Here is a 15,073-nt window from a genome sequence, read left to right as displayed (position 1 = left end):
GTCTCCCGAGCACAGGCTGGCGGAACGCCGGATACGACAGGACATTCGGGGCCATCTGCCGACCTCTCTCAGGTGGCACGTCCCGCCCCTGCTCCGCTCACGCGGGAGCGCGGGCGACGGAGGCCCGGTACGGAGCCTTCGGCGTCATCTTGTCGGTGAGAGTGTTGAATGTGGCGTGTGCGTGGGCGCCCGTTGGTACGGTCACGCCCGCGACCGGCAGAGGTCGTGGTTAGGCTCTGCGGGTCGAAACGCAAGGCATCCAGCCGTATCCCGAGGGAGCCTCGGCCGGAGCCTCCTTGCGGTTCTCTCCTTATCAGAGCCTTGGAGCACCCCGACCGGTCGCGAAGGGCTTGACCGGAGAAATCAACGGGAGAACCCGACATGAGCACACCTACCACCATCCCCACCCATCACGTCTTCGTGGTGGACGGCGAAGGCACCAACGCCTTCTGGACCAAAATCGGAGCCGCATGGCAGCATGCCGACGGCAAAGGGTTCAACATGACACTGAATGCGATCCCGCTCGACGGCCGTGTGGTCGTTCGCAGCGTCAAGGCCGCTGAACAACGTACCGACAAGGGTCGCAAGTAATGCGCCCCACCTACATCGCGCGTAACGGCCATCTCGTCTTTGACGCGGTGGCCGTTCCTGAAAATACGGTCATCCATGGCGACTGCATTCCCGTCATGGCGGGACTGCCCGCCGAGAGCGTGGATTTTGTTCTGACCGATCCGCCGTACATCTGTAACTACCGTGACCGGCAGGGCCGCACCATTGCCAACGACACCAACGGTGACTGGCTGGAGCCAGCCTTCCGCGAGATCTACCGCCTCATGAAACCCGACACGCTCTGCATCAGCTTCTACGGCTGGACCGCGACCGAAGCGTTCCTGGCGGCATGGGCCTCGGCCGGGTTCCGGCGTGTCGGGCACATCGTGTTCTGCAAGGATTACGCGTCCCGCAAGGGCCTGTTCGAGGCGCGGCATGAATGCGCCTACGTGCTGGCCAAAGGCCGCCCGCAGTTGCCGACTACACCGCTATCGGACGTGTCAGGCTGGGTTTACACCGGCAACAAGCTGCACCCGACCCAGAAACCGGTCGAGGTGTTGGAACCATTGATCCGCACCTACTGTCCGCAAGGCGGGCTGGTGCTGGACCCATTCTGCGGATCTGGGTCTACGCTCGTCGCGGCTGAAACTTGCGGACGGCGCTATATCGGCATTGAACTTGACCGTGACCATACCGAGGTTGCACACAAACGCCTGTTTCCTCGATGAAACCGGTTCTTGCCTGCCAAATCGATGCTATCCCTGCCGCCCCAAAAATCGAAACTCAAAACATCAGACCGATGTACTTTTGTGGACTAGATCGCCGCATGGCTTGCAGGATAATCTCAGCAATTCACCCTATAGACGGTTGCGGAAATGCAATATAGATGACTGAAAAGATTGTGAAGATTTAGCTAAACGCCACGAGCTTCTTGAATGTCAGAAACAGACACCGATTCAGAACAAAACAATGCAACCGATGTCGCTGATCGTCTTTGCAGACTTATGCGGCGTATTGAAATTACCGCAGGTGAATTGCGTTTCAATCAGCCGCATAGTCCAACTCAAAAATTTACCGGCCTTCAATGTCCGCTTTATCAAGTGTTCGAACCAATCGCCACGGAGCTCGAATTCGAAAACTATGCCGAATTACGAGACAATTTCGTCGCTCTTTGCAACCGCGTTATCCGTGACGTCAGCAGCCTCACCCTCAAACGGCCAGAAACCCAACAGCGTTGGATTCAAGCCGCGAAAATGGCGAATGGTGTCTTCGACGCACGCAATTTCGGCATCGATACGGGCAGTGTGTTTCAGAAGCATTTCTCACAGGATGTCTATCAGCGACTTGAGGACGCTTCAGAGCGCTTGCAGATAACCGAACGACAGGAAGCAACCGTTGATGAACTCGGCGAAGCTCTCAACGCCGCCCGCAATACGCTGAATGCCTATGAGCAACACGGGAAAATTCCCGCAGAGATAGGAAGAATTCTGAAGCACTACCTTCAGCAGATTGAAAGTGCCTATCAGCACTACGACGACTTTGGCGAGGAGATATTCTGGGCAACCTACAAGGAACTCTTTGCCACATTTCTTCAAGTTCACAATGTCATTGTGCCCAGCACACCGAACGACGCCATTAAAACCGCCCTCAATACCATGGGGGAAAAGATGAAGTATGGGCTTCACGCTCTCGCAGTATCTGCGGATGCCGCCACGATCGCAGCCACGGGGCTCGCCGTCTTGCAGCTCGCCAAGGTTTGATCCATACCGACCTTGACAACATTTTCGTTGAGGGGAGCTAATGTCAGAGACCAATAGGAAACAGCCGAACCTAATCGACGTCCATGTCGGAAGCCGTATCAGGCTGCGCCGAAACATCATGGGCATGAGCCAGGAACGGCTCGGCGATAGCCTAGGCATCAGCTTCCAGCAAATCCAGAAATACGAACGCGGTACCAATCGCGTCGGAGCCAGTCGACTTCAGAACATTGCGGACATCCTGAATGTCAACGTCTCATTCTTCTTTGAAGACGCACCAGGAAATGATGCAGGTGCTGTCGATGCGGCGAAAGCGCCATCGTCCGACGACATTCAAACCTTCCTGTCGTCTTCCGAAGGATTCCGGCTGAACCGGGAATTCGTAAAAATCACTAACCTGAACGTCCGCCAAAGTATCATCGAGATGGTGAAGGCAACAGCAGCCACGGGCGATGATAGCTAGCACTGCGGTTAAACAGCACGATGTATCGTGCTTTCACTCACCCCAAAAGCTCGCGCGATCCGCCCGCACGTCTCGCCCTGCGCCCGCTGTTCCGCAATCTTCTCCCTCTCTCTCGGCCCCAGTTTGCACGGCCTCCCGAACTTCACGCCACGTAGACGCGCCGCTTCCCTCCCCTGTGCGGTATTTTCCAGTATCCGCCGCCGCTGCCAGCGGGCGGCCCAGCCAACTAAGAACGCGATTAAATCCGCCATCTCTGATGTGGTGTCGATAAACGGCTCATCCAGTAGCCGCAGTCCCGCGCCCGCATCCTTCACCGTTTTAAGGATGTTCACGAGATCGAGCGGGTCTCTCGCTACCCGGTCGGTCGCCGTCGCCAGCATGACATCGCCCGGTTGAAGGCGGGCGAGCAGGCGAGCCAGCTCCGGCCTGCCGTCCCGGTTCTTGCCGCTGCGCTTTTCATGGAAAATCTCGACACAGCCCGCGTTTTCAAGCCGCTCGATTTGATAGGCAAGGTCTTGCGCCTCGGTGCTGACGCGGGCGTAACCGATGAGTCGTGGCGTGACGGGAGTGTGGGGCATCGCGAGGTCTCCTGAATAAATCCCTTGAAGACCACGAGCGTTCAAAAAGTTGCTTAAGGGATGCTGAATATTTACTACCGTCAAAAGTCACGAATTTTGCAAGTAGGCCTGATTCACAAATTGTGACGCTGGATAAACTTTAGCAATACTGAATTTATTGAGATTCTCATTCTCATTTTACACGCGGTATTGGCGGGGATGCGGGGCGGCTGCGCCCGTCAAAAGTCGTGATTTTTGAATAGCTAGAGCTCCTGTTTAGTTGCCGACATGGAGCTTGGTATGCCTGAGAAATGGAAGAAGGTGGTATTCGCGTCGCTTGCTGTAATCGCGGTATTGGCCGGCACGTATGTATTCTCCGAAGGCTTGCTGAATAACTCGAAGGAAGTGGGCAAATACAAGGTCGGCACGCAACGCCTTGAAATAAATAAGGGTGGCGACTGGATGTTAACGCTCGAAAGCGGTGCGCGAACCGGTACGTGGAAGAACGTAGGCGACGAAAAAATAGTTTTTAGAGTGAATGGGAGCGCAGGAGCCGGTTTCACCTGTGGCTTCCAGTTCCCTTACGGTCCAGACAGAATTTACCTTCTCAACTGCCCGCTTGAAGGCATTTATCCGCGCATTTAGCGCATCCATCAGAATCCATCCGAGCGCACCCCACAGGCTGAAAGGCTTCGAATATGCCTGCAAAACTCATCACCGCTGCCTTGATTTCACTATCCATCGCCGCACCTGTAAACGCCGAGCCTGTGCCTACGGCACAGTTTGGTCTTGCTGATGATGAGCACCCGATTACAAAGGTGGCTGACAAGAAAAAGAAAAAGTCGGCCCAACGGATACCAAAGGCCGGGGACGTGCTGATCGGCCCGGTCGAGGGATTTCACAAGCCGGACTTTTCCCGTGGGCGACGAGTACGGGAGGGCCGCGACCTCGGCGGCCTGATCGGTGAAGCCGTTAATACGTTCATGGGCGGCGGTCTGTCGTCTGGTGGCGGGTCGCGCGGGCGAACAACCGGGGCACACCAAATCCCCATGGGCGGTTACGGGCAGAATTGCGGGCCGCAGTATGGCACACGCAATCCAACATCTCCGGCGTGCTGACCGGATACCCTATTTGATAACCAGAGGAATACCATGTCGCTATCAAGGCTCATTTTGACATTTGCTTCTGTGCTGTGGGTCGGCGGCTTGGCGGTTTCGCCATCCTTTGCCGCCACGTTGTCGACCCCGGAGGATGCAGTGACGGCCTATATTGAAGGGGTTGTTCAGCAGGATTTCGATGCCATCATTGCCGCGACTGCCGCCGATAAGATGAGTGCGGAATTCGATTTCGTCGCCAGTGTTGATCGTCTGAAGGCACTGGCGGTACCGACTCCAGCCCCCGCCACAAGTCCCCTCTTCGTCAAAATCAACAAATCAGGCTTTGCAGCCCGTATCGCCTCACAAGTGAAATTCCTGATTTATGGCTTAATGACAACTAATCCCGTCGTGGAAGGCAAGTCAGCCCAAATGGAAAAGGTAGCGGCAGACGAGTTTGCGACTACCGTCAGCACTGACCGCCTCGCGGGCGTCAAGTTGGTGAAAGTTGCGATTCCCAGTCCTGCGCTCCAAAACAGCGAAAAGTATCAGCTCAATGCCAAAAATGCCGCAAAGGTTTACGGTGCAGACGCATCGGCAGAACGGGTGGCGCTAATTTCGTTTGAAGGGCTGCACTTCGCTGTTGGCTTCCACCTATTCCGCTATGGAGATGAGTGGGGTGTTTCCGATCAAACGTCTTCGCTCGCTGGGTTAGGCGGATTGGGCACCCCTAAGCGAGTGACGCCTGAGACCTTTGCGGACTTGGTCAAATAATCAGCGAGCGTCGGCGTCGCTAGTTGGCCGTTCTCACATCAAGGTCAAAATAACGGCCTATCGAGCGCAAATACGCGGCGATCTCGGTCCGGAGGTGATCCCGCTCTCCGTATCGTCTGCTGATTTCATGCACATCCCTAGATACCCGTTCTATCTCTTCCTCAGGCACATCGATTTCCCCGAGAACATACAGGTCGTCGCTGATGGCGCATATCGGGCATCCGGTCGCGGTAATCTCGTCTACAAAATCAGGAATTTGGTCTTTTCGCATGAGGATCTCCGTCTGACACGTGCCAAACGTTAATGCCCCAGGCTAAAACGGCAACCTGCAAATCTGCACCTGGCCAGAGTTGTATCAGCTGTCTTTTGCACACCTAGCTTTCTGTACCACCGGGGATAAGCAGCACTCAACGCCGATGGTAAAATGTCTCCCATGCAAGACGGATATCGGCAAACGACCACTCCCGGCGGCGACCATACGCCGGACTTGGGCGCGTGTGGCAACCCGCAAGGCCTGTCTCCCGCTGGAATTTCATGAACCACGCCGCCGACTTCGGTTTGCCACGTGGCGTCGGTTCAATCAGACGGATGATTCCACTGTGAGCCCAGCAGTCGTGTGGGTTGGAAATGTGTGAAGGGTTTTGGAGAAAACCTCTCAGTCTCTGCAAGGTGATATCGTCCGGCGACTGATGAATCTCGCTGCGCAATTCTGCGACGGCTAGGGCTGCGCCCTGGCGCGCAGCCTCGCGCAACAACTCGTTCAACTGGTGGTGAGTGAGCACCAGCGCTTGCATTGCGTCCACATCGACATCCTTTCCTTAGGCGTTCAAGGTCGCCTTGGATTCGGCTACGGTCGAGACTCGCATTCCTGAAAATGACCCGCCATTATAGTCCCGCAAGTTCGCCAAGTCGTTGCGTTACTGGCCGGAGCGGATCAACAAGACCAAGATCTTAAATCATGGTGGTCTCAAGATTACCCTTGTGATCCACGTAGTGGGAGACGGCTTCACGCGAGACCCCCTGCCCGGTCAACATGAGCGAAATCGCAATACGTTTAAGGTCGTAAAGCTGGAAGTGATCTGGCACCCCCGGCAACGCTTTGAACCTCGCTAAGCCCTTGCGGAAGTTATCGCGCGGTTTTGACAGGTCCGTATGAGACGGGAACACGAGGCGACTATCTGGCCAGCGATCACGTTGTGCGCGGATCATCGCAGCAACCTTGCTGTGGATTGGCACGGTGCGGTAGGCGTACTCGTAGAGTGAACGAGAAAGCTTGATGCCCTTCGTGTTGTGCTTGTTCCAGATGAGCTGGACGAGATCAAAATGGGTGAACTCGGCGCTGGCAAGGTCACTCGGGCGCGCCATGGTCAGGAACAGGATGCCCATGTAATTGCACAGCTCGGCCATTTGGTCGTTGGCCGTCATAATATGGGCATTAACCAGGGCTTCGTCCCGCTTGGCCAGACCGCTCATACTGTCGATGTCCGGCACCGCTTCAAACACTGGATAGAAAATGTGCGCGGTGATCTGGCGGATTTGCTCCATGGAGTAATCGCGCCGCTGACGTATGATCTTCCGTTTTTTCAGTGGATGCGCCGGATTGCGCATATCAACCAGTTGCATCCGGATAGCCCAGTTAAAAAGTGCCAACACGTGCCGAAGAGCGGTGTTGTAAACATAAGGAGAGGCAAACTGCTTCTGGTACCGTTCGATATCCAATGGCTTAATTGAGGACAACGGCCGATCCAGAAACATCGAGCCGAAATCGGCGTAGTTTCTGATATTGCTGCCCCTCTTCGTTACGAGTTTAGGAGCCTGACGGAGCCATTTCGCCATCAGCATAACAAAGGAATACTTATAGCCTTCCGATAACCCGGAAACGTGGCTCTCCCAGTAGCGGTCAATCGCTTCACGGACCGTCATCAAGTGGATGCGGCGCGGGTCATTCTCATCAAGATCAGGATTCTCGCCTGCCTGGAGGCGCCTTTCGCGATCAATCACCGCCAGCCGTGCCGAGGCCACGTTTAATATGATTGTTGATCCAAGAGCCTTCCTGTGCCGCTTTTGGTTGAAAACATAAGCATGCACGAAGGTCTTGTTGCCCAATGCCGTCACACGCAGTCCAAGCCCCGCAACGGAGCCATTCCGAACCACCCCGTCACTACCAATCGGGTAATCCCAATAAATTTCCTGATCCTTTTCCGCAGGACAAATAGCCTGCGCAACCACCAGATCAGATAAGTAGATATTCGGCATTTCATGTAACTTCCATGTAACGGATTTAGACTGAATGTTACATGAAAAGTGCCATAATGACGAAACATCGATTTTACAAAATGATTAAATAACAATCATTTGCATTTGTTTCATGAATCTAAAAATTAGCCTGGAGCCGCTACGAATCTGAGGGTCAGGAGTTCGAATCTCTTCGGGCGCGCCAAATTTTCCAAACAGTTACGTGATTTTCGCCCGGCAATGCCCAGCTCATGTAACTTTGGTGTAACCGCCATCACAATATCTTGTCTGTTGATGATGTCGGGCTACTTCTTCACCTTCATGCACATGCTTATAGCGGGCATTTAATTTATCCGGCTTTATCCTGACGGGTCCGAAACCAGGCTGCGCTTTGCTATCGTAACGTGTTCTATTTTGGGATTATCTACTCAACTTAGTCGCAACCACTAGTCAGAACAAAAAATGAACAATAATATGTGGAGCTCATATTAAGCACTACTCAGGTACATCTCTCTCGTGTCAGATTATATTCCCCTCTCTCGCCATTTCAGACCCGTCAGTGCAGACGAGGCCGAATATCGGTCTCAGCGCGAGATGGCCCATGCATTTGGGAAATCCGTTGAGCAAGGGTGGGAAATTGTCCTTAATGCGCGCCGGGCCGTGGTTCTGGCCGAAGGTGGCAACGGCAAAACAGAAGAGTTTCGGCAACAGGTCCTAAAACTGAAAGCAGACGGACAGTTTGCCGTCTTTGTTCCCGTCGAGGATCTCGATAATTCAAGCCTAGAGGACGCGCTCGATGTGAGCGATGGGACTCTGTTCACCGCATGGATGGCTTCCGACCAGGCAGGATACTTCTTCCTCGATTCGGTTGATGAGGCGCGTCTTACCCAAAAGAGCTTCTCTCGCTGTGTGCGCAATCTACAGAAGGCTATTCATGGCCACGCCGAACGGGCCACAATCATTATAAGTTGCCGTTGGAGTGATTGGGATAGGAAAGAAGACCTTAAACTCTTGAACGACAAGCTGACTCTAGTAACACGCACGCCGGGCGAAGAAACCACCCGCGAGCAGGTGCTCGTGTCTTTGCTAGAGGTTCGTGGCGGGGACAAGGACAAGGACACGGCAGCGGCAGCCACGGCAACCGTGCACGAATTCCAAACTTTCATTCTTGAAGAGCTTGATGTCGAGCAGCGCACCGCTTTCATTCAAGCTAAAGGCGTAAGGAACGCGGCCGCTTTTTCGCACGAGCTTGATCGTAATGGTCTTTTACCACTGGCAGGCAGGCCGAAGGACTTGCTAGACTTTGTCGACTACTGGCACAGTCATGGTGAGCGTCTCGGTACACGTGTGGAGATGCTTCGCTTTGTTACCGACATGCGCCTGCGCGAAGACAGGCAACACCATCCAGGTATTGAGAACATATCTTTGGACGAACTTCGTCTAGGCGCTGCCCGCATCGCGGCCGCCATGGTCCTCGGTAGGACATTCTACGTTCGTGCGGGACAGGACGACGGAAGCGATAACAGCGAGTGGCTGGATCCTCTCGCGCTATTGCCGGATTGGAGCCAACCTAAAGTTAGCGCGCTTTTGCGCCGAGGGCTGTTTACACCCGCAAGCCTTGGACGCTCCAAGTTTCATCATCGAGAAGCAATGGAGTTTTTGGCCGCAGTCTGGTTAAAACACTTACTGGATAACGGCTGTCCACCTACGGTCATCCGTGATCAGATCGTAGTCAGTCTCTACGGGCAGGAAACGATCATCCCCTCGCGACGCGCGACTGCTGCATGGCTCGCAGTATTGGACGATGGGTTTCAAAAGGACATTATCGCCCGTGAACCTCTGGTTCTCATTCAGCATGGCGACCCCGGCTCATTGTCGATCTCAGCGCGAAAAGAACTTCTGCGTACTTACGCTGCCCTGCATGCCCAACACCGGATCAGCAATGACCAACTCGACGGTACCCGGCTCTGGATGTTCACCGATAGTGGCCTTGAAGGCACCATTCTTGAAATCTGGCCCCACCACTACGAGTATGACCTTCGCGGTGATCTCATTCGATTGATTATGTCGGGGAAGCTGAAAGGATGTCTTCCTGCCGTTCGCCAGCTTTTGGATTCCCCATGCGCAAACCACCACCAAGGGCCGTGGGCGCTTGAATGTATGATCGAGCTCGAAGATGACGATGCGGTGCACGCATTCTCCGAGCAGTACATGGCAACTTATCGGGAGATGACGACCTCTTACCAGACTTGGTTCGCCAAGCTGCTCTATCCTCGTTTCCTTACTCTTGATCAGCTCTTTGAGGTGATCGAAAATTCGCGACCGCCAACTAAAGGCCGTGTGGATGGCTTCGGGTACGAAATCCGGCATCTATGGAAGCAGTGTCCCGAGCAAGACAAGCCGGAGTTCGCACTGCGAATAGCAACGCTGGCACTCAAACCGCCGTATGCGACAGATTACCATCGCATCTCCGCTCAGTATCGTTTTCTGGCTCGACATATCGAACCAGTATGTCGTGGCCTTCTTCAGCGCGATCCGGTTGACAACCCAACCGACGAGCTAATCCGCTGTCTGATCGTATATCAGCGCACTGACCGGCAAAGTAACAGTTTCGACCGGGACGAAGAGCCTCTGCACCAGATCGTTGCCAACAGGCCGCGCACCAAACGGGCCTTGTTATGGGCGGAAGCACATGAGGCCCGCGCTAACGCTGAAACCGACCGCAATATCGTGGCCGTATGGCAGTTACACTCGATTTTCCGTTTGCTGGCGGATTTCGACGCTAACGACGCAATGTGGCTCTTCACCGACCTTAAGGATGAATCAAACCACCTAGACGACAGGAAGATCGCCTTGAGCGCCCTATGGAAACTCGCGCAACAGAGGCGACTCCCAGATGCAGAGCGCATTGAAGATGCGATTTCAGCGGACGGCGCATTGCAGGCGTATTGGGCGGAACTACAGGCCCCTCCTCCAGAAGACGCGGACATCAAGCGACTGGAGAGGAGAAACGCCGACTGGGAACTGAAAGAAGAAAAAAAGAAACTTAAAGCACGCGCTAGCTGGCTTGAGTTTCAACGGGACATCGTGGCCGATCCAGCCCGTTTACGCGACCCTAAAATGGGTTTTACCCAAATGCACCACGTATCTGAACTGGTGAAACGAAAAACACACTATGCTGATGAACGCTTTATTGATGACATTGCTCTCGTCGATTCACTCTTCTCGTCTGAGGTTCGCAAAATTTACGAAGACATTCTGCGTGAGCATTGGCGTGCTCTTGAGGTTAGAGAGAGCGAAGTCAACACATGGAACCAGATATATGGTCGAGCAGGCGTCTATCTAGAGTTCCGTGAGAATCTTCCGGCTTTCGATGCTTTGCCGGAAGACATGGCCCGAAAAGCGATTGCGCTTGGTGTCTGGGATTATCACCGCGATTGGCTTCAGAGACTTATTGACCGCAGGCCCGAGATCGGTTTGCCGCTTGTTACCGCAAAACTGGCCAAAGATTTGAGCAGGCAGGACGGACATAACAGCTTCCTCTACTACTACGCTCGTCAGACCACCGATGTTCCTGCCCCCGTCATCGCTTGCCTGCTGAAGGTTCTCGAAGCGGGTCTCCTGGACAATCTCGCTCATCTGGGACAGGTCATCACTATTCTGCTTAAGTCCAATCTGGCTTCCCATGATACCGGTCTTGCCGCCAAAGCATTTCGAACCGCATTGGATACGGCAATTACGTGCAAGGACATTCCGAGGCAGGCACATTGTATCGGTGGACTTTTGGCGCTCGACCTACCAGAGGGTGTGGAAGCTCTTTTCAGCAGCATCTCTAAAGCCAAGGGCGCCCATAGCGTTAGCTTGCTGCTTGCTATATTTTCCACGCTGTTCGACAACAACCACAGCGGGATCGCAGTGTCTGTGCTCGCGCGTCTGGAGGTGCGACAACTCGCTGACCTTTACAAAATCGGCGATCGTATTTTACCAAAGCCTGAATACTCAGGCGGATCAGTTACCGAATTGCATCATGCACGAGACGGGCTGGGAGCTGTGCTCTCTGCCCTTGAGGGCAAACTTGGTCTTGATGCCTACATGGCTATGTATGACTTGGCCAAGACCGACGACCCCGGCGATGGCTGGTACCTGAAGAAAGCCAAAGCGATGCTAGAGCGCGACAGCGAACCGCAAGCATGGGACGTAAGTGAAGTGTTGGCCTTCGAGACGGGCTTCCTCGCACCAATTAAGAACGGCAAACAACTCCACGCCGCGGTTACGAATGCGTTGGAGCGTGTTCGGGATGATCTCACCTACGCCGATGCGTCCATTGCCGAAATCCTCAAGATCGTGGCGGAAAAGGAAGTGCGCGATGAGAACGCGTTGCGGAACGCGTTCATGAGCAAGATTATCGATAGCAACCCTACGATTTTCCATACCGCACGGGAGAACCACGTGGGACAGGAAAAGCGCCCAGACATTTTTATCGCAGGTGCAACATGTCCTTTCCAGGTTGCGGTCGAAGTGAAACAGGCTGATTATTGGTCAGGCCGCGAGTTAGTGCAGGCGCTTGAGACTCAATTGGTTGGGCAGTACCTCTATCCGCAACGCCGCCGCAACGGCATTCTTCTGCTGATAAATACGGGAGCTAAGAAAAGCTGGCAAATACCCAGCAATCCGAAGAGGTTGGGGTTTGCAGCATTGGTGCAAGAATTACAGACGATAGCAACCAGTCTCAGCAACGTAGATGGCCGAGAAAATGTATCGGTGTTTGGCCTAGATATCACAACGTGAGTGACCAAGCAGACCGTCGCTAGATAACAGTGAATGACATGTTGCCATGGATAAACCCTTTACTACTTTGAACGAATTGCCACATATCGACACCTCAAATTTATGTGGACGAAAGGTCTACTTGATACCTTTATGGGATAAGGTGAGCTGGAAGACGTGGACACCTATTGAAGACGGCAACCTCTTGGAATTGTCGCTCGTGGGCGTGCTAAGGTCAGACTATCTCGCGGAAGCTGCTGCCCACAAAGACGATGTCTACATTCCTTTTATAGAATTGGTTTGGCAACATCTTAGCTGGCCGAACATAATGAGAGAAATGTCTGGCCTTGCTACAGACATTCACCTCATGGCGACAATCGCCGCGAAACTGGAACACTACCACGCCGCGCAGGAAACTATCGGCAACGACCTCCTCACCACTTTCGTTAATTCCGAAGTTGAGCATCTCCTGGTAATTGCTCGATCAATGTTTGATCTTCTGCAGGCCATGATTTCTCATCTTTGGATTGAGCACGTTCGGATTGACGATCCAGCGCTCGAGAAAAGTCGCAAGCAGCGCCCCATGCAAGCGACATTCTCTAAAATAGTCTTGGACGGCCAAAAATTGCGAACCGCCGCAGAGATACAAGAAAAATACAGCATTCCTGCTGTTATGGCGGAAATGTACGTCAAGCATGCGCCTTTTTTCCAGTCCGTTCGAACTGCCCGCGATCACGTTGTCCATTACGGTAAATCGACGGATTCCGTTTATGCAACTGAGCGAGGATTTTGCGTAAATCCGAACGCACCATATTTCCGAGATTTCCCTTGGCTGGAAGAACATCACTACAATGAGAATATTGTCACACTGAAGCCGTGGCTTGCCCGTCTGGTCGGTCAGACCCTAGAAGCGTGCTCCGACATTCTGTTGTCGATAAATAACCAGATTGGCTTTCCACCCCCCTTAGCTCCGAGACATCATGTTTTCATTCGTGATCCTGCAGCCCCTGCACTCCTGCGTCTTATTGGCGCATCAGATGTTGCAGATCACTGGTGGGCCGACATGCCCAACGACACAGATGAAAGTGAATTCAATTAGCTTACACTCAGGACATTTCGTCTTCGACTGACCCGGCCCCCCCAAAAAGGCGCTCCCATCCACCGCGGCTAACGAAAAAACCAGTTTCGGCCATCTCCTTCGCACGATCCTCCAATCCACCCGGATATCTAATCAAATAACGGATTTCGCCTACCCTTCCCGCCATATCTGCCAAATCCTGAACTGTGAATTTTGCTCGGATAATCTCTTTCTTTATCACGCGCACGGCGACAACTTCATCCGGTTTTTCTGGAGTCCATTCCCACCGTGAATGCACAACTGCTTGCCGGAACTGAGAAAGCTCTCGGATTCGCTCGTATTGAGTGATCAATACAGCTCTCCTTTCCCCTACTTGTTTTTCTGCGACTTCTCTTAGCCAGAGATCGAGCACCAGACTAAATTTCGCGTTATTCATTTCCTTGGGGAGAGGCTCGACATCAGCTAACGCTTGCAAAGTCTGTTCGAAAATATCTGCTTCAAGGTATCCCCATTGCGAGACGATCGAACCCAAGAGGTACGTTTCCCGCTCATTGAGGCTAGTATCTAAAACGTACTTCATCAAACTCTCCATAAATTGCTTCTCAGCATTTTCGCTGGTTTCAACATAGACGCGAAACAAGATATTTTAACAAGCTTACGATGAAAGCTCTCGCCTCCGTTTTGGCGGCTGACAACAGAGTGCATCTACCTTCTGACGATGTGGGAAAATCGGAGTGGCTACACGGGCCTTACTCGATCTTTGCAGTGTCAGAGCAGCGGCGAACGGCGAACGGCGAACGGCGAACGGCGAACCATACACCATTGACATCGTTAAAAATGCACGAATAAATTGCGTTTCTCGTTAAAGTAGACATAGAAACAACCGCGACGACCATGTCTACTTTCCGTAGTGTCAGAGTTCGCTGAAAGCGATAACGTATCGTTTAGCGACAATACCCGAATGCAGATAAGGATCTCCATGAAAAGAGTCGCAATTTTTTTGAGAAAAGAGCTCAAAACAAACCGCTTTAGCGATGCAGTCCTAGCTGCTTTGAATAATCCGGATATTGATGAAGTGACGATTTGCAGTGGCTTTTTTCAGGAAGACGATAGCTACAGCGTATCGAAATCAAAATTTCATATAAGACCCAAATGCACTAATATATTGAATCTTAAAATTGTCGGATATTATGGGTGGCGCCAACACACGGCTTTTTCTCAGTTCATAGCAAATGTCACTGCGATCAATTGTTCCCGCTGCATCAATGTGAGTTCTTTCCGAATTCCAGGAGATAAATGGCACGCTAAAATCTGTATTGCCAAAAAATCCGGAAAGCCGGTGTTTGCTGCAATCGGAAGCAGCAACATCACGAGGAGAGCGTTCGATGTCCTCAAAAATTTCAATTATGAAAGTGACGTGATTTTCTGGGATGAAAAAGACCCGGCCATAAACCAAATGGTCGAGAACATCATCGGCGAGGCTCCCGATGAATTCCCCTCTGTAGTTGTGACAAAGTATGATGAAACGCACCCGGTAAATCGTGTCCCGCTACAGGACCGCCTGCTCACCCTTGAAAAGGAGATATTCAGCAAGGCAGTGCCTTATCCGTAAATCTTACAGCAAAGCTGATTGAGTGTTCTGAGTGGGTCCCGTTTCTCCTTCTAGCGCACAACGTAGCCTTTCTGGGAGCCGAGTAGCTTCGCCCCTTCTCTCCCCCAAACAGGTCTTCCGCCCAGCTTCCTTTCTTCCGCTGCGCTGCATTGCGTGCAGCCGGTTCCCCGCGAATCCCTGTTGTCCC

Annotated in this window: 14 protein-coding genes; 10 read left to right on the top strand and 4 right to left on the bottom strand. The window is 52.9% G+C overall.

The window, feature by feature from the left end:
- Positions 1 to 381 precede the first annotated feature (381 nt).
- The 4 genes from M0412_RS03870 to M0412_RS03855 all read left to right on the top strand — a co-directional run bounded on the left by M0412_RS03870 (position 382) and on the right by M0412_RS03855 (position 2,769).
- A complete protein-coding gene (locus M0412_RS03870) occupies positions 382 to 591 on the top strand; it encodes a hypothetical protein (RefSeq protein WP_269699766.1) in 210 nt (69 codons plus the stop codon).
- Entirely contained in the window at positions 591 to 1,277 is a 687-nt protein-coding gene (locus tag M0412_RS03865; protein WP_269699767.1) for a DNA methyltransferase, read from the top strand. The genes M0412_RS03870 and M0412_RS03865 overlap by 1 nt, the downstream gene beginning before the upstream one ends.
- A 207-nt stretch (positions 1,278 to 1,484) precedes the next feature.
- Positions 1,485 to 2,309: a hypothetical protein gene (locus M0412_RS03860; RefSeq protein WP_269699768.1), complete on the top strand. Its 825-nt coding sequence runs from the start codon at positions 1,485 to 1,487 to the stop codon at positions 2,307 to 2,309.
- A 40-nt stretch (positions 2,310 to 2,349) separates the two neighbouring features.
- Complete coding sequence (locus M0412_RS03855; RefSeq protein WP_269699769.1) at positions 2,350 to 2,769, top strand: helix-turn-helix domain-containing protein; 420 nt, start codon at positions 2,350 to 2,352, stop codon at positions 2,767 to 2,769.
- 8 nt (positions 2,770 to 2,777) lie between these two features.
- Here M0412_RS03855 and M0412_RS03850 read toward each other — a convergent pair whose 3' ends face one another.
- The gene (locus tag M0412_RS03850; protein ID WP_269699770.1) at positions 2,778 to 3,347 is read right to left on the bottom strand and encodes a recombinase family protein; all 570 of its coding nucleotides are present in this window, start codon (positions 3,345 to 3,347) and stop codon (positions 2,778 to 2,780) included.
- A gap of 279 nt (positions 3,348 to 3,626) precedes the next feature.
- On the opposite strand from M0412_RS03850, the gene M0412_RS03845 reads away from it, so the two are divergent.
- The 3 genes from M0412_RS03845 to M0412_RS03835 are packed head-to-tail and all read left to right on the top strand — an operon-like array spanning position 3,627 to position 5,194.
- Positions 3,627 to 3,971 carry a hypothetical protein gene (locus M0412_RS03845; protein ID WP_269699771.1) on the top strand — a complete coding sequence of 115 codons (345 nt, stop codon included), beginning with the start codon at positions 3,627 to 3,629 and terminating at the stop codon, positions 3,969 to 3,971.
- Positions 3,972 to 4,024: 53 nt separating this feature from the next.
- Positions 4,025 to 4,444 carry a hypothetical protein gene (locus M0412_RS03840; RefSeq protein ID WP_269699772.1) on the top strand — a complete coding sequence of 140 codons (420 nt, stop codon included), beginning with the start codon at positions 4,025 to 4,027 and terminating at the stop codon, positions 4,442 to 4,444.
- Positions 4,445 to 4,477: 33 nt separating this feature from the next.
- The gene (locus M0412_RS03835; RefSeq protein ID WP_269699773.1) at positions 4,478 to 5,194 is read left to right on the top strand and encodes a hypothetical protein; all 717 of its coding nucleotides are present in this window, start codon (positions 4,478 to 4,480) and stop codon (positions 5,192 to 5,194) included.
- A gap of 19 nt (positions 5,195 to 5,213) precedes the next feature.
- Here the strand turns inward: M0412_RS03835 and M0412_RS03830 are convergent, their stop codons facing one another.
- Positions 5,214 to 5,465: a hypothetical protein gene (locus M0412_RS03830; protein WP_269699774.1), complete on the bottom strand. Its 252-nt coding sequence runs from the start codon at positions 5,463 to 5,465 to the stop codon at positions 5,214 to 5,216.
- Positions 5,466 to 6,145: 680 nt separating this feature from the next.
- Positions 6,146 to 7,450 (bottom strand): integrase family protein, encoded by a 1,305-nt coding sequence (locus M0412_RS03825; RefSeq protein ID WP_269699775.1) that lies wholly within the window; start codon positions 7,448 to 7,450, stop codon positions 6,146 to 6,148.
- Positions 7,451 to 7,945: 495 nt separating this feature from the next.
- Between M0412_RS03825 and M0412_RS03820 the strand changes: the two genes are divergently transcribed.
- Together M0412_RS03820 and M0412_RS03815 are read left to right on the top strand one after the other, a co-directional pair.
- The gene (locus M0412_RS03820; protein ID WP_269699776.1) at positions 7,946 to 12,217 is read left to right on the top strand and encodes a hypothetical protein; all 4,272 of its coding nucleotides are present in this window, start codon (positions 7,946 to 7,948) and stop codon (positions 12,215 to 12,217) included.
- A gap of 46 nt (positions 12,218 to 12,263) precedes the next feature.
- The gene (locus M0412_RS03815) at positions 12,264 to 13,295 is read left to right on the top strand and encodes a hypothetical protein (RefSeq protein ID WP_269699777.1); all 1,032 of its coding nucleotides are present in this window, start codon (positions 12,264 to 12,266) and stop codon (positions 13,293 to 13,295) included.
- A gap of 7 nt (positions 13,296 to 13,302) precedes the next feature.
- Here M0412_RS03815 and M0412_RS03810 read toward each other — a convergent pair whose 3' ends face one another.
- On the bottom strand, positions 13,303 to 13,854 hold the full coding sequence (locus M0412_RS03810; RefSeq protein ID WP_269699778.1) for a hypothetical protein: 552 nt from the start codon (positions 13,852 to 13,854) through the stop codon (positions 13,303 to 13,305).
- 399 nt (positions 13,855 to 14,253) lie between these two features.
- Between M0412_RS03810 and M0412_RS03805 the strand changes: the two genes are divergently transcribed.
- On the top strand, positions 14,254 to 14,886 hold the full coding sequence (locus M0412_RS03805) for a phospholipase D-like domain-containing protein (protein ID WP_223566983.1): 633 nt from the start codon (positions 14,254 to 14,256) through the stop codon (positions 14,884 to 14,886).
- Positions 14,887 to 15,073 lie beyond the last annotated feature (187 nt).

The sequence above is a fragment of the Agrobacterium sp. O3.4 genome (genome assembly GCF_041414895.1).
Taxonomy (GTDB): domain Bacteria; phylum Pseudomonadota; class Alphaproteobacteria; order Rhizobiales; family Rhizobiaceae; genus Agrobacterium; species Agrobacterium cucumeris.
The sequence above is the reverse complement of the archived record's forward strand: the minus strand, read 5'-3'. Positions and strand labels throughout refer to the sequence as shown.